The 17,357-nt window shown below is 38.5% G+C and carries 17 protein-coding genes, 1 tRNA gene and 1 pseudogene; 9 read left to right on the top strand and 10 right to left on the bottom strand.

Annotated features, from left to right (window positions below; all coding sequences use genetic code 11):
• Positions 1 to 397 precede the first annotated feature (397 nt).
• Complete coding sequence (locus ACFSBH_RS03750) at positions 398 to 721, top strand: hypothetical protein (RefSeq protein WP_251513894.1); 324 nt, start codon at positions 398 to 400, stop codon at positions 719 to 721.
• 290 nt (positions 722 to 1,011) lie between these two features.
• On the opposite strand, the gene ACFSBH_RS03745 is transcribed toward ACFSBH_RS03750, so the two are convergent.
• From ACFSBH_RS03745 to ACFSBH_RS03735, 3 genes are all read right to left on the bottom strand, one after another.
• Positions 1,012 to 1,179, bottom strand: coding sequence for a hypothetical protein (locus ACFSBH_RS03745; RefSeq protein ID WP_379596092.1), 168 nt, complete (start codon positions 1,177 to 1,179; stop codon positions 1,012 to 1,014).
• 38 nt (positions 1,180 to 1,217) lie between these two features.
• On the bottom strand, positions 1,218 to 1,382 hold the full coding sequence (locus tag ACFSBH_RS03740; RefSeq protein WP_251513891.1) for a YvrJ family protein: 165 nt from the start codon (positions 1,380 to 1,382) through the stop codon (positions 1,218 to 1,220).
• Between the two features lie 394 nt (positions 1,383 to 1,776).
• Positions 1,777 to 1,849, bottom strand: a tRNA-Ala gene (locus ACFSBH_RS03735).
• A 243-nt stretch (positions 1,850 to 2,092) separates the two neighbouring features.
• On the opposite strand from ACFSBH_RS03735, the gene ACFSBH_RS03730 reads away from it, so the two are divergent.
• The 5 genes from ACFSBH_RS03730 to ACFSBH_RS03710 all read left to right on the top strand — a co-directional run bounded on the left by ACFSBH_RS03730 (position 2,093) and on the right by ACFSBH_RS03710 (position 8,375).
• Positions 2,093 to 4,297, top strand: coding sequence for a thermonuclease family protein (locus ACFSBH_RS03730; protein WP_379596090.1), 2,205 nt, complete (start codon positions 2,093 to 2,095; stop codon positions 4,295 to 4,297).
• A 123-nt stretch (positions 4,298 to 4,420) separates the two neighbouring features.
• Positions 4,421 to 4,699, top strand: a complete 279-nt coding sequence (locus ACFSBH_RS03725; protein ID WP_379596088.1) for a YhdT family protein — start codon at positions 4,421 to 4,423, stop codon at positions 4,697 to 4,699.
• On the top strand, positions 4,696 to 6,129 hold the full coding sequence (gene panF, locus ACFSBH_RS03720) for a sodium/pantothenate symporter (RefSeq protein ID WP_379596086.1): 1,434 nt from the start codon (positions 4,696 to 4,698) through the stop codon (positions 6,127 to 6,129). Before ACFSBH_RS03725 ends, panF begins: the two co-directional genes overlap by 4 nt.
• Positions 6,130 to 6,285: 156 nt before the next feature.
• Positions 6,286 to 7,086, top strand: a complete 801-nt coding sequence (locus ACFSBH_RS03715; RefSeq protein WP_251513877.1) for a DUF4097 family beta strand repeat-containing protein — start codon at positions 6,286 to 6,288, stop codon at positions 7,084 to 7,086.
• Positions 7,087 to 7,310: 224 nt separating this feature from the next.
• Entirely contained in the window at positions 7,311 to 8,375 is a 1,065-nt protein-coding gene (locus ACFSBH_RS03710; RefSeq protein WP_379596085.1) for a DmpA family aminopeptidase, read from the top strand.
• Positions 8,376 to 8,418: 43 nt separating this feature from the next.
• Here ACFSBH_RS03710 and uvsE (ACFSBH_RS03705) read toward each other — a convergent pair.
• Positions 8,419 to 9,371, bottom strand: a pseudogene (uvsE, locus tag ACFSBH_RS03705) (UV DNA damage repair endonuclease UvsE).
• Positions 9,372 to 9,404: 33 nt separating this feature from the next.
• Positions 9,405 to 10,358: a UV DNA damage repair endonuclease UvsE gene (gene uvsE / locus ACFSBH_RS03700; protein WP_251513865.1), complete on the bottom strand. Its 954-nt coding sequence runs from the start codon at positions 10,356 to 10,358 to the stop codon at positions 9,405 to 9,407.
• A 226-nt stretch (positions 10,359 to 10,584) separates the two neighbouring features.
• Here uvsE (ACFSBH_RS03700) and ACFSBH_RS03695 point away from each other — a divergent pair, with 226 nt between their 5' ends.
• On the top strand, positions 10,585 to 11,493 hold the full coding sequence (locus ACFSBH_RS03695; protein ID WP_379596084.1) for an RluA family pseudouridine synthase: 909 nt from the start codon (positions 10,585 to 10,587) through the stop codon (positions 11,491 to 11,493).
• A 138-nt stretch (positions 11,494 to 11,631) separates the two neighbouring features.
• Entirely contained in the window at positions 11,632 to 11,766 is a 135-nt protein-coding gene (locus ACFSBH_RS03690) for a hypothetical protein (protein ID WP_379596083.1), read from the top strand.
• Positions 11,767 to 11,872: 106 nt separating this feature from the next.
• On the opposite strand, the gene ACFSBH_RS03685 is transcribed toward ACFSBH_RS03690, so the two are convergent.
• Entirely contained in the window at positions 11,873 to 12,415 is a 543-nt protein-coding gene (locus ACFSBH_RS03685; RefSeq protein WP_251513859.1) for an NADPH-dependent FMN reductase, read from the bottom strand.
• A 90-nt stretch (positions 12,416 to 12,505) separates the two neighbouring features.
• Positions 12,506 to 12,835, bottom strand: a complete 330-nt coding sequence (locus ACFSBH_RS03680; protein WP_251513857.1) for an MGMT family protein — start codon at positions 12,833 to 12,835, stop codon at positions 12,506 to 12,508.
• Between the two features lie 214 nt (positions 12,836 to 13,049).
• Between ACFSBH_RS03680 and ACFSBH_RS03675 the strand changes: the two genes are divergently transcribed.
• Positions 13,050 to 13,412 carry a VOC family protein gene (locus ACFSBH_RS03675; protein WP_251513854.1) on the top strand — a complete coding sequence of 121 codons (363 nt, stop codon included), beginning with the start codon at positions 13,050 to 13,052 and terminating at the stop codon, positions 13,410 to 13,412.
• A 142-nt stretch (positions 13,413 to 13,554) separates the two neighbouring features.
• Here the strand turns inward: ACFSBH_RS03675 and ACFSBH_RS03670 are convergent, their stop codons facing one another.
• From ACFSBH_RS03670 to ACFSBH_RS03660, 3 genes are all read right to left on the bottom strand, one after another.
• The gene (locus ACFSBH_RS03670; protein WP_379596082.1) at positions 13,555 to 15,534 is read right to left on the bottom strand and encodes an acetoacetate--CoA ligase; all 1,980 of its coding nucleotides are present in this window, start codon (positions 15,532 to 15,534) and stop codon (positions 13,555 to 13,557) included.
• 107 nt (positions 15,535 to 15,641) lie between these two features.
• On the bottom strand, positions 15,642 to 16,457 hold the full coding sequence (locus ACFSBH_RS03665) for a TIM barrel protein (RefSeq protein WP_379596081.1): 816 nt from the start codon (positions 16,455 to 16,457) through the stop codon (positions 15,642 to 15,644).
• Positions 16,458 to 16,477: 20 nt separating this feature from the next.
• Entirely contained in the window at positions 16,478 to 17,344 is an 867-nt protein-coding gene (locus ACFSBH_RS03660) for a phosphotransferase family protein (protein ID WP_251513845.1), read from the bottom strand.
• Positions 17,345 to 17,357 lie beyond the last annotated feature (13 nt).

The following is a 17,357-nucleotide window of genomic DNA, read 5'->3' as shown; positions in this document are numbered from 1 at the left end:
TTATAAGGACGTTATCCGAGTGCATAAAACACCTTCCCTAATCGAACGTGAGAGGTTCTCACGTGCTACGAGCACATAAAAAACTTACCTAATCAAACGTGAGAGCTTCTTGCATGCTACAAGTGCATAAAATACTCTTCCTAATCGAACGTGAGAGGCTCTAACGTTCTACGAGTACATAAAACACCTTCCCTAATCGAACGTGAGAGGCTCTAACGTGCTACGAGTACATAAAACACCTTCCCTAATCAAACATGAGAGGTTCTCACGTGCTACGAGTTCATGATGATACCTTCTAATCGACAATTACTCCAAATATTAGAATGTGGTTTGTTTTTTATGAATATAGTTCTCTTTCTTTATTGCAACAAAAAATAATAGAGAAAGGAGAATAGATATGGCGCATTATAACCTTATCTATGACTTCAAGCACACTTTAGTGGGGGAGAGCAGGTTATTGAATGACAAGGGGAACAAACAGACTATTACCTTGAGGCTGAGCTCTCAAGAAATCGGATCAGGCGGGCGTAATGATACCTTCGTCGTTCAATTACAGGCGCAGGTTCAGCGTATGTGGTTCACTGTAAAGACGGCTTCGTTCCCAAGGAATGGGATGAAAGAGGTAAAGTGGACTGGTATGGCTGGTACTTCATATCGACTACGTATGGAGAAATCAACAGATGATGTCCGGGTAATCGGCGTTGGTGTACTGCATAACTAAGCTGGCATCATGAATTGACAGTATGCACGACAATATTATAAGTATTCTTGTTTCTTATGAAATCTCCATCCCGGTATTTTGTAGTGTAAACCCTTACAAATATAATATAAATGACCATGATTAAACAATAGAAGATTGCCCTAGAGAAAAAGTGGGTGTTTTTCCAGTAAATGGAGGGTAAAAATAACACAGCACCATATTTGGATGTGTTATTTTTTGCAAAAGGAGCAGGATTGCCTTAAGCACGTTGTATGCAAAAGAACCTCAAATTATATTGGGTTCTCAATAAGTTATTCTTTCGCTTTCAGTTCACAATACTTCTTCACAAGATCGGAAGAATGACTCGCGTGCTCGATGAGTTTGTTTAGAAGTTGCTTTTCTTTTTCCGACAGGTCTTCATCCATCAGACATTTTGTGTAAAGTGTTTGGGTTTCTCTGGCTTTGCAGAAACAAGCCATCCCAAATCTTCCATTTTGATAACAATCACCCCCATCATCTACTTTTTATTATCAGCTTTAATGACATCGGAAAGATGCTTTATGATAGCTTCTAAATTATCTAATTTGCGTTCAAATCTAGCGAACAGGTAAATGGTTATAGCGATAGGGAACCCGAAGTTCCCTATTATCGAAATCCAAATAGGGATTAATTCTGGAATCATGTGGCATCCTCTCCAATCTTATAAAGTCTGAAAGGTGCTACTCATTAGAACCGTCTTATCGATTGGCTTTACCATCATATGGTGCGTATATCTAGTAAAGTGATTTCGATTTTTAAGATTAAATCAATAAAATAATTATTTCTATGGTTGTATTTTGAGAGTTCAAAATCTCTTTAGTATGTAGAAGGGGGGTGAGCTAAATGTTAATCATCTTGTAATTGAGAAAAGTTGGTTGGACTATACATCAAAAGGATGTGTAACATGCCTGCAAGCAGGAAGGGACTTACGGAGAATAGTGTGGGCAATATTTTTTACTATATTGCATGTGAAAGGCGATACTCATTATAAAAAACAAAAAACGCTCCATCCCTTGAAGGATAAGCGTTTTAAAATATGGAGCATGCGGGGCTCGAACCCGCGACCTCTTGCATGCCATGCAAGCACTCTCCCAGCTGAGCTAATGCCCCGTTAATAGTAAGAACAATATTTATTATAGGAGTAAACTAGAAATATTTCAAGTGAATTGTTATCGAATTAAAACAGTCTATGATTAGGTTAGGGACTATATAACCTTTTTCAAGAAATAATAGGAATAACGTCCTTTTTCCAGTCTGATTTAACGAAAAATTAATAGTAATATAAAAAATTACATGTAATATTTAAGATATCCGGTAAATAAGCGGAGGAAATTAAACTGAGGAGGGAAAAAAATGAGAAATCCAGTAAGTGAGAAGGCATTTCATCTACTGCTTGCTTTTGCTTTAGTCCTAATGAGTTTTACTGGCGTATTTGCTATTATTTCAACGGCTGAGAGCAATGAAGTTACGGCGGATGAATTGTTTATATCAGAGTATGTGGAAGGCAGTTCCTTTAATAAAGCGATTGAAATTTATAATGGGACTGGTGAGGCTGTCGATTTATCAGATTATCAAATATCACTTTATTCCAATGGAGCAGCACAAGCAACGCAATCATTGAATCTTTCTGGAACATTGGAGCATGGGGATGTTTACGTTCTTGCTCATGGTAGTGCAGATTCAGCTATCCTCTCGATTGCAGACGTTACGAATAATACAGTTATTAATTTTAATGGTGATGACGCTTTATCTCTAAATAAAAATAGCGAAGTCATTGATGTAGTTGGAGAAATTGGCGTTCGGGAAAACTTTGGCCAGGATAAGACTCTTGTCCGAGGGTCTGGAGTGACTGGACCAGTAACTGTTTATCAGGTATTAGATTGGGATGAGTATGCATCAAATACGTTTGCTTATTTAGGCAGTCATGTCATGGATGGCGTTGATCCTGTTGATCCACCAGAAGAACCGGGAGAGCCGGGGAATCCGGATGTTGATGAATATACGATTGATGAAGCTCGTCAACTTGCTGACGGGACAGTCGTCCGAGTGGAAGGAATTGTTACAGCAGATAGTCGCGCTTTAAGTAATGGTGCACAGTTTACAACTTATATTCAAGACGAGACAGCAGGCATTAATCTTTTTGCTTATAACCAAGATGCATTGCCTGATGTTAATAAAGGCGACAAAATTGTCGTTACAGGAGAACTCGCTACTTACAACGGGTTAAAAGAAGTAGTTCCTGCATCAATTGAAGTAGTGGCAGAAAATCAACCACTGCCAGAACCGAAGCAGATTACATTGGAAGATTTACAGAACCCGCAAATTGCAGAAAACTATGAAGGTCAACTTGTCGAGGTGCAAGGTTTCATAAACAACATCCCAGCTAGTCCGGCGGGTGGTGGGTATAATGTTTCCTTGATTGATGGAGACTTTAACGGTACAACTCTCCGTGTAATGGAAAACGCTCTGGATATTACACAAGTGGAGGAAGATTTCTGGTATGATATCACAGCAATTGTCAGCCAATATAATACATACCAGCTCATTCCTACAGAACAAGCTGACATTGTGAAAAGTGAAGTACAACCAGACCCGCCATCAGCTTCCGGGTATTATGAAGCAACTGTTGAAAGAATTACAGATGGAGATACAATTCGCATTCAAGATCCTGTATTTGGTGAAACTCGTATTCGATTCTTGAATATGGATACAGCAGAAACTTATGCAGCCAAAAACAAAGATCCAAAACGGGCCGAAATTAACGCGAACCAAAAGTATTATGGAGATTTAGCGACAGAGCATATTTCAACACTTATTCAGCCAGGAGATAAAATCTATCTGAAAGTAGGCGATCAGCCAACTGATGATTACGGTAGAATTTTGGCTGAAGTAATCCGTGAAGACGGCTTAAACGTCAACTTGGAAATGGTCCGTGCTGGATTCGCTTCAACTTACTTCCTTGCCCCGATTGATGAAGAAGCTTATCCAGTATATCAGGAGGCAGTAAGAACTGCTGAGGAACAAGGATTGGGGATTTGGAATCCAGAGAACCCATTATTGGAACTTCCATTTGCTTTCCGGGCGAATGATGACCAAAAAGGATTCCTTCGCTATGTAGGTAATTCTGACACGATGGAATATGTCGAACCTGATTTATGGTCAACTGTTCCAGTAGATAAACGTATTTTCTTTGTTAGTGCAGAGGAAGCAGAATCTTATGGTTTCCGCCCAGAAGGTTCTGAAGAAGAACCTGAAGAACCAGTAGATCCGGAAGAGCCGGTTGAACCTGAAGAACCGAACTATGTCGTGATTGAACCGAAGAAAAATAATGGTACTGCTACTATTCATAATAAAGAATTTGATAAGGTTCAAGATGGCGATCATGTATTAATCAACATTTATAACGAGAAAAAATCTCGCAGTCTCTTATTGAATAAGAAACAAGTTGACTTGTTGAAGGAAAAGAATGCTTATCTGACGGTCACAGATGGAACGAAGTCAGAGACGTTTAAAATGACAGATGTAAAAACATCCGTTTTAAAAGTAACTTTAAAGTAAAGATGGTAGCTGACTCAAGCATATTGCTTGAGTCTTTTTTATCTTAACGCTTCACGAATCATTTAGACTCGGATAGAATAAAGACATATATTTGGAAGTGTTCATTCCTAAGGGGGTAATTATATGGAGGAGAACAGAAAACAAATTGTTGAAAGAATCGCTAATCGTGAAGCTTTGATAGGTATTGGACTGGCATTATTTAATTTTATATGGTGGTTCGGATTTGCATATGGGCTAGGCAGTAAAGACCCATCAGAGTATACATATATTTTGGGTTTTCCAGCTTGGTTCTTTTACAGTTGCGTTTTGGGCTTTATCGTGATGGTGGTTATCTTAATCATCGTCATAAAGAAGTTTTTTGTTGATGTGCCATTAGATGAAGAGGAGAAGCGGAAATCATGAACTGGGAAGCGATTATACCATTATTACTATTTTTAATGATCATAAGCATCGTTGGGGTGTGGGCGAGTAAATATGTAAGAACGACGGATAGTTTTCTCCAAGAGTACTTTTTAGGCGGGAGAAGTCTTGGTGGTTTTGTTCTTGCAATGACGATGGTGACGACATATGGGAGTGCCAGCAGCTTCCTAAGTGGGCCTGGAGCAGCTTACAATGAAGGGTTAGGCTGGGTGTTGCTTTCTATGGCCCAACTCGTTACAGGATATTTCACACTAATGATTTTGGGTAAAAAGTTTGCCGTTGTCACACGACAGTATAAGGCTGTCACGATCGTTGACTACTTAAAAGAACGCTATCAGTCAAAATGGGTCGTCATTATTTCTGCCATCAGCATTTTATTATTCTTATTTTCTGCCATGTCAGCACAATGGATCGGTGGTGGCAGACTGATTCAGTCTTTAACGGGACTTTCTTATTTCTCATCTTTATTGATTTTCTCTATATCTATTCTTATTTACGTCATTATCGGCGGATATCGTTCGATTGCACTTACAGATGCGATTCAGGGAATCATTATGGTCTTTGGAACGTTGGTTTTACTGATAGGTGTTATTGTTGCAGGAGGCGGGGTTCCACAAATCATTTCAGATATGGCTGCTGAGAATCCGAATCTGATTACCCCATTTGGTGCGGAAGGGACACTTACTCCAGCGTTTGTATCGTCATTTTGGGTGCTCGTTGGGGTCGGAGTCGTAGCCTTACCACAAATCGCTATTCGTACGATGTCTTATAAAAATTCAAGAGCGATGCACCGGGGCATTATTATCAGCACAGTTGTTGTTGGATTCATTATGCTGAATATGCATTTAATTGGAGCACTTTCACGTCCTGTGTTACCTGGTATTGAAATAGGGGATACGGTAATGCCGCTTGTGGCACAAGAAGTATTGCCGAACTGGCTGACCGGAATTGTCCTTGCTGCACCGATGGCGGCGATTATGACGACAGTAAACTCCTTATTGCTCTTAGTTAGTTCAACCATTGTAAAGGATGTTTATTTAAATTATATTGAGCCGACCGCTGCGGAGAATAAAGTACGTAAAATTAGTATGGGAATAACCACGTTACTTGGAATCATTGTTATTTTATTATCTTTGCAGCCGCCGGATCTGATTATTTGGTTGAATCTTTTCTCTATGGGAGGTCTGGAAGCGACTTTCCTATGGCCAATCGTTCTAGGTCTTTACTGGAAAACAGGTAATAAATACGGAGCAATTGCTTCGATGGCAACGGGTGTAGGTAGTTATATTGTTTTTGAAAGTTTCTACCCACAACCATTCGGCATGCATTCCGTTGTCACATCAATTCTTATCTCTCTATTAGGTTATGTGCTGGTAAGTCTTGTAACAAAGGGGAAGATAAAAACTATTTGAAGATTGGACAGGGGGGAAACTCTCTGTCCATTTTTAGCATATCCATAAACCTAACTCCGTCTAGGGTCGGAGGATATTTCATACGATAGCATGTTGGAAAGAGAGCTTTTTTTTAATAAGCTAAGCTTAAGAATAAAGGGATGGGAGTGGTTTTAAATGGTGGGATTTTTTCATAAAATGGGGCATCCGATTGTACAAGAAAATACAGTAGAAGCTGAAGAAATTCGAGAGCTTGCTGTATATTCTGATGTGACGAATATATATTTTTCCGTTCATGATAAAAAACAAGTTCATTTGGTGCTTGAAACGTTTGAGAAGGGACCTGAACTTGGGGTACAGTTCATGGATCGAAGGTTGGAAATTAATCTGGAATTCCTTAAGAAAAGAAGTTTTATCCAAATGAAACAAAATACCAGTACACTTACGATATATTTACCTAGAGATTGTGCTGACTACTATCATATCCATTCTTCAGTTGGTAATATCCGGTTTACAGATTTATTTTTTATTGAAGGGAAGTTCAAGACAGGCGCTGGGAATATTAAAGTTGAGGATGTGGATGCGGAAAAAATTACAATAGAGTCCGGTGCAGGAAATATCAGATTGAATCGCGTTAATACAGAGGATTTACATGCCGTTTCAGGGGCAGGAAGTATAAAAGGGAGAGAATGCAGAGGGAAAATAAATATTAAATCAGGTGCAGGTAATGTTGATTTCCATGTGGATGGTGAGGATGATTTATCCATGAAATCTGGAGCGGGAAATATTAGCGTAGGATTCTCAGGTATTGCTAATCTGAATGCGGCTTTACAAGTAAGTGCAGGATTTGGTAACGTTCAAACAGATTTCCCACTGGAAGGAAAAAAGCCAAGTAACTTATCAGGAGTACTTGGTAATGGTGATAAACAATTTATCTTTAAAACAGGTGTCGGAAATATTAACCTATATTATCCCTGAAAAATATAAATGCTGAGAAAGAACACACGATAAAGGAATTCGTGTGTTTTTTTAATTGTCGTTAATTACGGAATGATAATTTTGCTTGGATATATGATAGAATGTATTTATTCTTTATAAGAAAAGTGCCAACTATTATACAACTTTAAAATCTAAGCAGTTCTGATTTCCTCTATAGACAAGAGGAAGCAATTGTTTTAGGGATTGCTTTGAGGAGGGTATCTATGCCTAACCAAAAAAGAATTAGAGATTATGGAATTAAGATAGGAAAATTGGAACCAGGTTTTTATAACTCGATCACGGATGTTGAGGGAGTGACTGTTGGCCATGTCACACTTGATGAACAAGATATTCAAACTGGAGTAACTGCGATTTTACCCCATCAAGGAAATGTCTTTAAAGAAAAGCTGGTCGCCTCCAGTCATGTCATTAATGGATTTGGGAAGTCGATAGGAACGATTCAAATCAATGAATTAGGCACATTGGAATCTCCTATATTATTAACTAATACATTAAGCATCGGAACAGCCACTGATGCATTAATCGGTTATATGCTAGAACAAAATCCTGAAATCGGCAGAACAACCGGTACAGTTAATCCAGTTGTATGTGAATGTAATGATATGGAACTCAATGACATTCGGAAGCGCTCCATTACGGAGGAACATGTTATTCAAGCATTGCGTCAAACATCAAAAGAGGTAATGGAAGGTTCTGTTGGTGCGGGAAGGGGAATGCTTTGTTATTCATTAAAAGGCGGTATAGGAACTTCCTCAAGGCTAATGGAATTGAACCATGGTACATATACAATGGGGGTTTTGGTTTTATCTAATTTTGGTACGTTAAGCGATTTAAAGGTGAATGGAAAAGCTGTCGGGGAAGAGCTGAAAAGAGCCCTGCCAAAAGCAAGGGAAGAGAAAGATAAAGGCTCCATCATCGTTATCGTCGCTACGGATTTACCTGTAACAGAAAGGCAGTTGAATCGGATAATCAAGAGGTCCGTGACGGGATTGTCCCGTACTGGATCCACCATCGCAAATGGTAGTGGGGAAGTGGTGATTGGATTTTCAACAGCTACGAAAATTCCTCATCAAAAGCCATCACATCTTCTCTCAATCCCCATGATACATGTGGAGGATATGGATATAGCCTTCCGAGCGGTTGGAGAGGCTACCGAAGAGGCGGTATTAAATTCACTTGTAACAGCAACGCGTGTTTCGGGACGAGATGGGAATGAAAGACTTGCTTTTAAGGATGTAGTAGAAGAGTATAATATAGAGTTAGGATAATAGGAAAAGGTGGTTTTCTGTGTGTCAGATGAACCACCATTATTTACTTCATTAGAAAGGAAGCACCATCTATTACTTCAATGTCATCCCTCTGCTTTACTTCCCCCATTAATTGAAAAAGTGCCTCATCTTTCCGCTTTGCTTCAATCATACAGTCGATTTGCGGGACACTTCCTTTAATTGCATGGAGGAATTGAAAGAACATATCGCTGTCTACATAGTCGGCATGGTGACGAAATGCTTTCTCGTTCTTTGGACTGGAAATATGCATTTTAATCGGGAGTGGAGAATGTTTCCAGGTGTCCACTACTCGATCCCAATGGGTTTCCCAATTTTGGTGTTGATGATGAGCGAGGTGATGGTGATAATCAAAGACTAAAGGGATGTCCAACTTTTCACATAAGTACAGCGTATCATCTAAGGTAAATGACGTATCGTCGTTCTCAAGCATAATCATGTTTTGGATAACCTTTGGGACGTCCATCCAATTATCGATGAACCGCTCGAGTGACTTATCCGTTTCCTTATAATTGCCGCCGACATGCATGACACAACGATGTGTCGGGTCAACCTTCATTGCTTTTAACAATAAATAATGCATCTTTAAAGTGCGGATGGAATTCTTCAAGACCTGTTTCTCTTTTGAGTTAATAAGAACAAAATGATCTGGATGGAAATCGATTCGTATTCCATGTTCTTCTGCAAAGTTTCCGAGCTTACGCAAGGCTTCATATAATTCCAGTCTAAAAGTTCTTTATGGTTTGCTAATGGAATGAGGCGAGAGGTTAATCGATAAAAATGAATGTCTGAGGCGGCATTATGTTTTAAGAGCCTCAGGGTATTCTGGATATTCGAAAGTGCGATACGCTCCAATTTACGAATCGCGGCTTCCCGATCAGATATTTTATTGAATTGGGCAAATGTCATCGTTTGGGATGGGGATGCGTTCGTCAGTTCCATACTCATTGCAACATAGCCGAGCCGTACAATTGTCACGTTTAACCACCTCATTGATTTTACATTATTTAATCACCATTCTACAGCAGCGCCTGATATACGTTTAACACTACGTATTCGAGATATCTCCTCAACCAGCCTGTGCATGGCCAAGTTTTTTTGTTTTGCTTCAATCATGATGTCGAAATCCTGATTCAGTTCTTTAGCCAATTTTAAGAAAGGAAGGATAAATTCTAAAGATACATGATCAGCATGTGAACGATATGCCTTTTCAGACTTTGGTGAAGATATATGTACTTTAGGTATTAGGTGAAAGTCATTCCATGTAGCGAAAATACGCGGTAAGTAGTCAGCTAAGTCACTTTCCGTTGGATTCGCCATATGGTGATGATAATCCAAGAGCATAGGAATACGCTCTCGTTCACACGTTATCAGAGTCTCCGAGACGTTATATGTTTTATCATCATTTTCCAAAGTCATGACATTTTTTATTTGAATTGGCAATTGTTTAAGATTCTGATGAAATCTAGTTAATGTTTTTTTCTTATCGCCGTAAGCCCCACCTATATGAATATTGATCAAACCTTGTTCCTCTGCATTCATCGCCTGGAGCATATCATAATGATATTGCATATCCACAACGGCATTTCTCGTCACTTCTTCTCTGGCGCTTGTAAAAAGTGTAAATTGATTAGGATGAAAACTTACCCTTAATTTAAATTTTTGTATAAGATCTCCAATTTCCTTCCATTCACGTTTGAAAGGAGTGATGAAGTCCCATTTCACTTCGGGGTGAGTGGCTAAAGGAACGAGTGAACTTGAAAGACGATATAATTCAATTTGATGTGCGATATTATAATATAAAATTCTTTTTGTATGATGAAGGTTTTGTGCAGTGACTGATTTTAATTTTTCCATTCTTTCTTCTTTTGGAAGCGATGAGTAGCGTGCAAATGTTAAAGCCTTTGACGGGCTGGCATCCCATAAATCCAATGCATTAGCTACGTATCCAAATCTAATTTTCATTTCCTTCCCCCTAAAGCTTTTAATATTAATATCTGTAATTGTTAATGGATGTATGCAGAAATGAAGATGGAGAAAATTTATAGGGTGTAAGATGGTATAGAAAGGGAAATTGAAGTGTAAGTAAACTTTTATGATAACTAATTTAGGTTATTATAATGATTAATGTTACTATTGATAGAAGTCGTCACTAGGATAACACTCATGATAAATTTAAGGAGCAAACAGTATGTCTAATAAAAAGTCCAATTATCGAAAAGACGCCAAATCGATAAGTGTTGAAGTAAAAGAAGCTGATGAACTATTAGCATTTCTATTAAAGGTAATGTCTAACCGAAGCAGGAATTCCGTCAAATCAATCCTTGCTAGAGGTCAAGTGACGGTCGATGATCATATCGAAAAGCAGTTTAATTATAACTTAAAGCCAGGTCAAAGGGTTACTATTTTAAAGAATAAAGCTGCAGTGAAGCAAGATGTATTGATCGGAATGAAAATACTTTATGAAGATGAACATATTATCGTTATAAATAAAGAAGCTGGATTATTATCTATTGCGACAGAAAGTGAAAAACAGCAGACAGCATTACACCAATTAATGAAATATGTGAAAAGAGAAGACCCGGACAACCGGATATTCGTAGTGCATCGTTTGGATAAGGACACGTCGGGTGTCATGATGTTTGCAAAAAGTGAACAAGTAAAAAGGAAACTGCAGGATAATTGGAACCAGACTGTTAAAGAGCGGATATATGTAGCGTTGGTTGAAGGTAAGGTATCCAAGCGGGAAGGCTATATTACTTCTTGGCTGCGAGAAACAAAAACACATCTCATGTATTCCAGTCAAACACCAAATGATGGCTTATTTGCGAAAACTAGATATAGGGTCATCCAAGGGAATAATGAATTTTCATTGTTGGAAGTGAGTCTGGAAACCGGCCGAAAAAATCAAATTCGTGTCCATATGCAGGATTTGGGCCATCCTGTTGTAGGTGATAAAAAATATGGATCAAAGAAGAGAAATGCGATTGGCAGGCTTGGGTTACATGCAAGGACCTTAACTTTCCTTCACCCGGTAACAAATAAACAAATATCTTTTAAAGCTGATATACCAGCATCATTTCTTAATAAATCCAAATAAACGATTGTTTTAAAAAATGCATTTTGGACGAATAAGCAACGAAAGTCTTTTAATGATAACTCATGGAATTTCAAAGATGTGAATAATAACGGTGTATTTTCAAACACTAATAAAAACTTCACACTAGGAGGAATGATCTTGAGTAATAAGAAAAGACAGTTCAAGGAAAACACACAAAGTGGGGAGCATCGCAACGGACGAAAAAGTCAATACAAAAATTATAATGCTGAAAAAGGTGAAGCCCCTAACGAATACTTGAGTAAAAGGGATTAACAATCTAGTTATTGACATAAAAATAAACATCATCGCTTTAAACAGCCATGATGTTTTTTCATTTGTATTCATTTGACCTCATTTTATCTTGTTTTTAAATGAAATGCTACCTGTTTAAAATCCCTTTTTGTAAATAGATCATTTCTTTAGCCAGTTTTTCCATTCTGTCATGGATTCTTTCATCAATAATTTCATTGCTTTCAATATCAAATGCATCATTATGAATAAAAACATTCCCTGTCGGGGTTAGCCCTTTGAAATAATTTAAAATGGATCCCAAGTGGTATTCCAAAACAAGAAAATGTCTATTTGTCCAACCTGTTGCGACCATCCCGGTCACTTTATTTTTAAAAGCATATTCAGGTAGATGATCCAGCAAGTTTTTTAATGCACCAGACAAGGATGCCTGATAGATAGGGGTCCCGAACACTAAGAAGTCAGCAGCTAATATTTTTTTGACGACGTTCCAGGTGTCTTCGTTATATCCTGATAAAGGAAGGCCTGAAGCGAATTCAATATCGTAATCCCTTAAGTCGATTAATTCCGTTTTTATCGAAGGGTCATGGCGTCTAGCTGCAGCAAGTACACCACCAACAGCAACGGATGTTTTTTCTCCGGCAAGTGCTCCTGATACACCAACAAGTTTCATTATCCATCCCTCTTTTCTTTAAAGAGTTTCATGAGACTCGAAGCTCCATATATTTAAAGGTTATATTATGGAAGATTATCTCATTTTGGACTAGTCAAGGTCAATATAATCGGATTGCCAATTCACCCTATATTTCTCCAGATCTACTCTACCTGAAGCATCCACTTCAACTCCCTCTGCCTGCAAGGACATCATTTGTTCGTAGTAAGTGGCCTCATCTTGTATAGCAATTTGTCCTTTTGCATTAATTACCCGATGCCATGGCAGATGATGTTTTTTACTCATACTATGGAGAATCCGTGCTACTTGGCGTGCAGCTTTCGGATGTCCTGAAAGCTTGGCAATTTGGCCATATGTCATGACTTTTCCTTCGGGGATTTTTTTGATAACTTGTATCACTTTTTCGGTAAATGGTAACATATTTGCACTTCCTTTTTAATAAAAGTGTAAATGAACTTTAGTAAACTGTCATATTCTCACTACCTTACTACAAGGGAGCGAGCTACCACTACAAAAATCCTTTGTATAATTATATATTATTAATATATATAAATAACATATATTATACTTATCGGACAAATCTTAGTAATATTTAATTAGTGGGAGAGTTAGTAAATCAAAAGGGGGAATCACTATGATTATTGGATTGCATCATGTTCAAATTACTATTCCCAAAAATACGGAAGAGCAAGCTAAAGACTTTTACTGTAATATTTTAGGATTGCCTGAAATCGAGAAACCTGAACCGCTAAAAGGACGAGGAGGATTCTGGTTGAGGGTAGGGGATAGGGATGTTCACGTGGGAACGGAAGATGATGTGGATAGGACGAAGACCAAAGCCCATATTGCATATCAAGTTGAAGATATAGCTTATTGGAAGGGTACATTAGAACAACATGATATTAAAGTAATTGAATCCGTTCCTATACCTGGTTTTGACCGGTTCGAATTCAGAGATCCATTCGGGAATAGGGTGGAAATGATACAAACGATTTAAATAAATACAAGGCTTAGGGATGCTGATATGCAATCCTAAGCCTTGTATTTTATTGCAAATGTACAGGATGTAAGACCCGCCTTCTAATATAAGGCCTGCTCGATAGAAAAGGTGGGGACCCTTGACTGAATGAATATTCACATTATAGTTTTTCTGCAAAATCCATGAAGTACTCAAGGGAGCGCTGATTACCGAGTGACCCTTTATTTACCACACGATCAACTGGCTGTCCCATAAGGATTTTTTTGACAGGTACTTCTAATTTTTTACCGTTCAACGTTTTTGGCAAATCCGGAGCAGCATAGATTTCAGTTGGTACATGTCTTGGTGAGCAGTACTCCCGAATATGTTTTTTGATTTCTGTTTTTAAATCATCAGTAAGTTCATAGCCTTCTTTTAATACGACGAACAATGGAGTAACCGAATCACCAGAAGGAGAAGGGATGTCGACAATTAAGCTGTCTTCAATCTCCGGAATTTTATCAACGGCCCGATAAATCTCAGCTGTACCAATCCGAATTCCACCTCGGTTAATTGTTGCATCAGAACGACCATAAATGATACAAGTTCCGCGATCCGTTACTTTGATGTAATCTCCATGACTCCAGATTCCATCATATAAGTCGAAATAACTTTCATAGAGACGTACTCCATTTTCATCGTTCCAGAAGAAAATTGGCATCGATGGAAATGGTTCGGTCAAGACGAGTTCACCGACTTGATTAATATGCGCTTCACCTAACTCGTCAAAGCTTTCGACTTTGGCTCCAAGTCCGCGACATTGCAATTCACCTGCATATACTGGTAAAGTTGGTGCTCCAATGACAAAAGCTGTACAAACATCGGTACCGCCACTTACTGAAGCAATCCACAGGTCATCTTTTACATTGTCATAGCACCACTGGAAGCCTTCTGGAGGAAGTGGAGAACCGGTTGAACTGATATTTTTCAGCGCACTTAGATCGAATTTATCCTTAGGCACCAGACCGTCTTTCATACATGCAGTGATATAGCTTGCGCTCGTGCCAAAAACAGTCATCTTTGTATCCTCAGCAAGCTTCCATAGTGTATCAGTAGAAGGGTAAGCCGGATTACCGTCATATAGAATAATCGTCGTGCCTGTAAGCAATCCACCTACAAGGAAGTTCCACATCATCCAGCCGGTCGTTGTGAACCAGAAAAATCGTTCGTTTTCATCCAAGTCACAGTGGAAAGAAATTGCTTTAAAATGCTCAATTAAAATACCGCCCTGACTATGTACAATTGGCTTTGGTTTCCCAGTTGTTCCAGAAGAGAATAAAATCCATAACGGATCGTTGAACTCCACATGCTCATAGGTTAAGGCAACATTTTCCGTAGATTGAGTAGCTTTCTCCCAAGTAGTTGGATTCTTTAAATCACTGAAGTCGGCATCTGCATCCAAATAAGGTATAACAATGGTAGCTTCCAGTGAAGAGAGCTCAGACTGAATATCTTTTACGGTTTGTAGTCTATTGAATTTTTTTCCGCCATAGCCGTATCCGTCTATGGTAAACATCACTTTAGGGTTGATTTGTTTGAATCGGTCAATTACGCTCTGTGTTCCGAAGTCTGGTGAAGCACTGGACCAAATGGCTCCTAAGCTGGCAGTAGCCAAGAATGCTACAATTGTTTCATAATTATTGGCACTATAGCTTACGACCCGATCACCTTTCTCCACGCCTAGTTGTTTCAATGTTTGTTGGACTGCTGCGGTGTCTTGATAAAGTTTTCCCCAGCTGACTTCATGAAGCCCAGGTCGTACTTCCGAAGTATGGATGATGGCCGTTTTCTCTAAATCTCTATTTCTGAAGATATGTTCTGTGTAGTTGATTGTTGCGCCTTCAAACCATTTAGCACCAGGCATTTTACGTTCTGATAAAACAGAATGGTATGGGGTTTCGGACTGGATATCAAAGTATCCCCAAAGTGATTCCCAGAAGTCTTCCACATCGGTCACCGACCAGTCCCAAAGTTTATCGTAACTGTCGAATGATAAGTTCTTCTCTTTTTTTAGCCAATTCATGTAGTGATTTAGATTGCTATTTTCTATTCTATCTTTCGTAGGTTCCCAAAGTAGGGTACCTTCTTTTAGACGCTCCATATGTACGACCTCCTTCAATTATGTGTGAATTAATATCATTATATGAAAACGCTTTCTAGTTGTAAAGATAACTACTAATCTAATTGAGTGTTAGGAGTATACTACTATCATATCAAACTTTTTACCCAACGTATCCCTTCTTCAACGAATTTTCGGGTAGGGTTGGAATGTGGCGTGTGCTCAAAAATAAAAAAGACATCTGAACTTTTTGCAAGGAGTTTTATTAAGTACCCAACATTATAATAGGAGGGTGCTGTCTCATGTGATGGATGAACTGGTACCCAGATGTACTTGTTTTGCTGAAATTCAACATTATGCAAATGGACTACTTTAATATGGTCTTTCCACTTTTCGATATAACTCGATGTCTCATCCTCCACGGCCAATAAATAATCACCGATATCGATACAGATGTTTATTCCATACTTATCCCATATTTCTATTGGGAAAGAATGGAGGGCCTCAATTCCAAAGGTTGAACGATTATGCCCGAGTTTTGGTTCACACACGATGGGGATGGAGAATTTTTCTTGCAAGATACTTAATTTTTTTAAAGCATCTTCGATCACTAGATTCACGTCGTCCGTTATTTTATCTTTGAAATATGGGAAATGGACCAGAATATACTCTGCCCCAAATTTAGACATCAACTCGACTTCAGATTCAAATTGTATCCAAGCTTCCTCTGAATGGAATTGTACTTTTTCCAGTAAATCATATTTGCTTTGGTTTCTGTACAATGGGGAATGCAAGCCAAATGTTTTATTTTCTTCTTTTAAGAGTTTTAGAAACTGATGAAATGCAGCTTCATCAGGAAATTCTCCTATCTCGATATGATTAATGTGATCATAAGTAAATAATTGAGACAGCTTTGCAGGTTCAGACATGATGATACTTCCGGAAAGCCCGATAGAGCGTGGCAATTCATCCTCCTCCTTTACTTTTAATTTTTCTTTAAAAAATGGTTCAACATTGTTACGTTTGCCTCGAAAAAATGTTTGTTCTTTTCTATTCCTCGTCGTATCGACCAGCCAATGCTGTTGAAGGCATCTGTAAAACGATAAAAGGGAAGTACAGCTTCCAGGTCTATCAATGGTCTTACACTGCTATATCCTGTTTTGTAGTTCTCCAGCAAGCTGATATCATAGCTTAAAAAGTCCCGATACAATTTAGTGAAATCAATTTCGGTAGACCCGAAACGTACACTTTCAAAATCGATGATACCTGTAACTTTATCGTTATCCACAATTATATTTGCCGGACGGAAATCCATATGGACGAAACTCGGTCCATCCGGTTCAGGCAGTTGGCTTTTTATGTTCTCAAACTTTTCCAGGGCCAAATGGTACGTACTCTCATCTAAAACAGTCTTTACATCTTGGGCAAAACTGTGAAATTGCTTGTCTATAAATGAAGACCAATTGGGAAATTCATTCTGTATACCGGCTAACAAATGAGCTGGAGGTGGTATGTTGTGCATTTGAGCGTGGATGACTCCAACTTGGTATGCGATGGAACGTGAGTCTCTTGCTGATAAAGGCCGTCCTTCTAATTCAGATAATAAAAAAGCGCCTGGAATTTCCTCATCCCCAGGCCAATAATCCAGAAGCTTAGGAATAGGTATGTTGTCTTGTAGAATTTGATAGGCTTCTAATTCTCTTTGGTATTTCAAAGTTGTATAGGGGATTTTTATGTAAACATGATCACTTTCTGGTAATCTGCACTTATATACCATAGAACTATGTGAATCATCTACTTCATCAATGTTTGTAATCTGCAATCCGAATTGCTTAATGACTTGAGTTAACATATCAAACTCCTTT

The organism is Oceanobacillus luteolus (assembly GCF_042678205.1).
Taxonomy (GTDB): Bacteria; Bacillota; Bacilli; order Bacillales; family Amphibacillaceae; genus Oceanobacillus; species Oceanobacillus luteolus.
This window is presented reverse-complemented; position numbering and strand designations above follow the sequence as displayed.

Bases quoted from the DNA above. Each gene is read 5' to 3' on its own strand.
- ACFSBH_RS03750 (WP_251513894.1), top strand. From the start codon at position 398: ATGGCGCATTATAACCTTATCTATGACTTCAAGCACACTTTAGTGGGG.
- ACFSBH_RS03745 (WP_379596092.1), bottom strand. From the start codon at position 1,179: ATGGCTTGTTTCTGCAAAGCCAGAGAAACCCAAACACTTTACACAAAA.
- ACFSBH_RS03740 (WP_251513891.1), bottom strand. From the start codon at position 1,382: ATGATTCCAGAATTAATCCCTATTTGGATTTCGATAATAGGGAACTTC.
- ACFSBH_RS03730 (WP_379596090.1), top strand. From the start codon at position 2,093: ATGAGAAATCCAGTAAGTGAGAAGGCATTTCATCTACTGCTTGCTTTT.
- ACFSBH_RS03725 (WP_379596088.1), top strand. From the start codon at position 4,421: ATGGAGGAGAACAGAAAACAAATTGTTGAAAGAATCGCTAATCGTGAA.
- panF (WP_379596086.1), top strand. From the start codon at position 4,696: ATGAACTGGGAAGCGATTATACCATTATTACTATTTTTAATGATCATA.
- ACFSBH_RS03715 (WP_251513877.1), top strand. From the start codon at position 6,286: ATGGTGGGATTTTTTCATAAAATGGGGCATCCGATTGTACAAGAAAAT.
- ACFSBH_RS03710 (WP_379596085.1), top strand. From the start codon at position 7,311: ATGCCTAACCAAAAAAGAATTAGAGATTATGGAATTAAGATAGGAAAA.
- uvsE (WP_251513865.1), bottom strand. From the start codon at position 10,358: ATGAAAATTAGATTTGGATACGTAGCTAATGCATTGGATTTATGGGAT.
- ACFSBH_RS03695 (WP_379596084.1), top strand. From the start codon at position 10,585: ATGTCTAATAAAAAGTCCAATTATCGAAAAGACGCCAAATCGATAAGT.
- ACFSBH_RS03685 (WP_251513859.1), bottom strand. From the start codon at position 12,415: ATGAAACTTGTTGGTGTATCAGGAGCACTTGCCGGAGAAAAAACATCC.
- ACFSBH_RS03680 (WP_251513857.1), bottom strand. From the start codon at position 12,835: ATGTTACCATTTACCGAAAAAGTGATACAAGTTATCAAAAAAATCCCC.
- ACFSBH_RS03675 (WP_251513854.1), top strand. From the start codon at position 13,050: ATGATTATTGGATTGCATCATGTTCAAATTACTATTCCCAAAAATACG.
- ACFSBH_RS03670 (WP_379596082.1), bottom strand. From the start codon at position 15,534: ATGGAGCGTCTAAAAGAAGGTACCCTACTTTGGGAACCTACGAAAGAT.
- ACFSBH_RS03660 (WP_251513845.1), bottom strand. From the start codon at position 17,344: ATGTTAACTCAAGTCATTAAGCAATTCGGATTGCAGATTACAAACATT.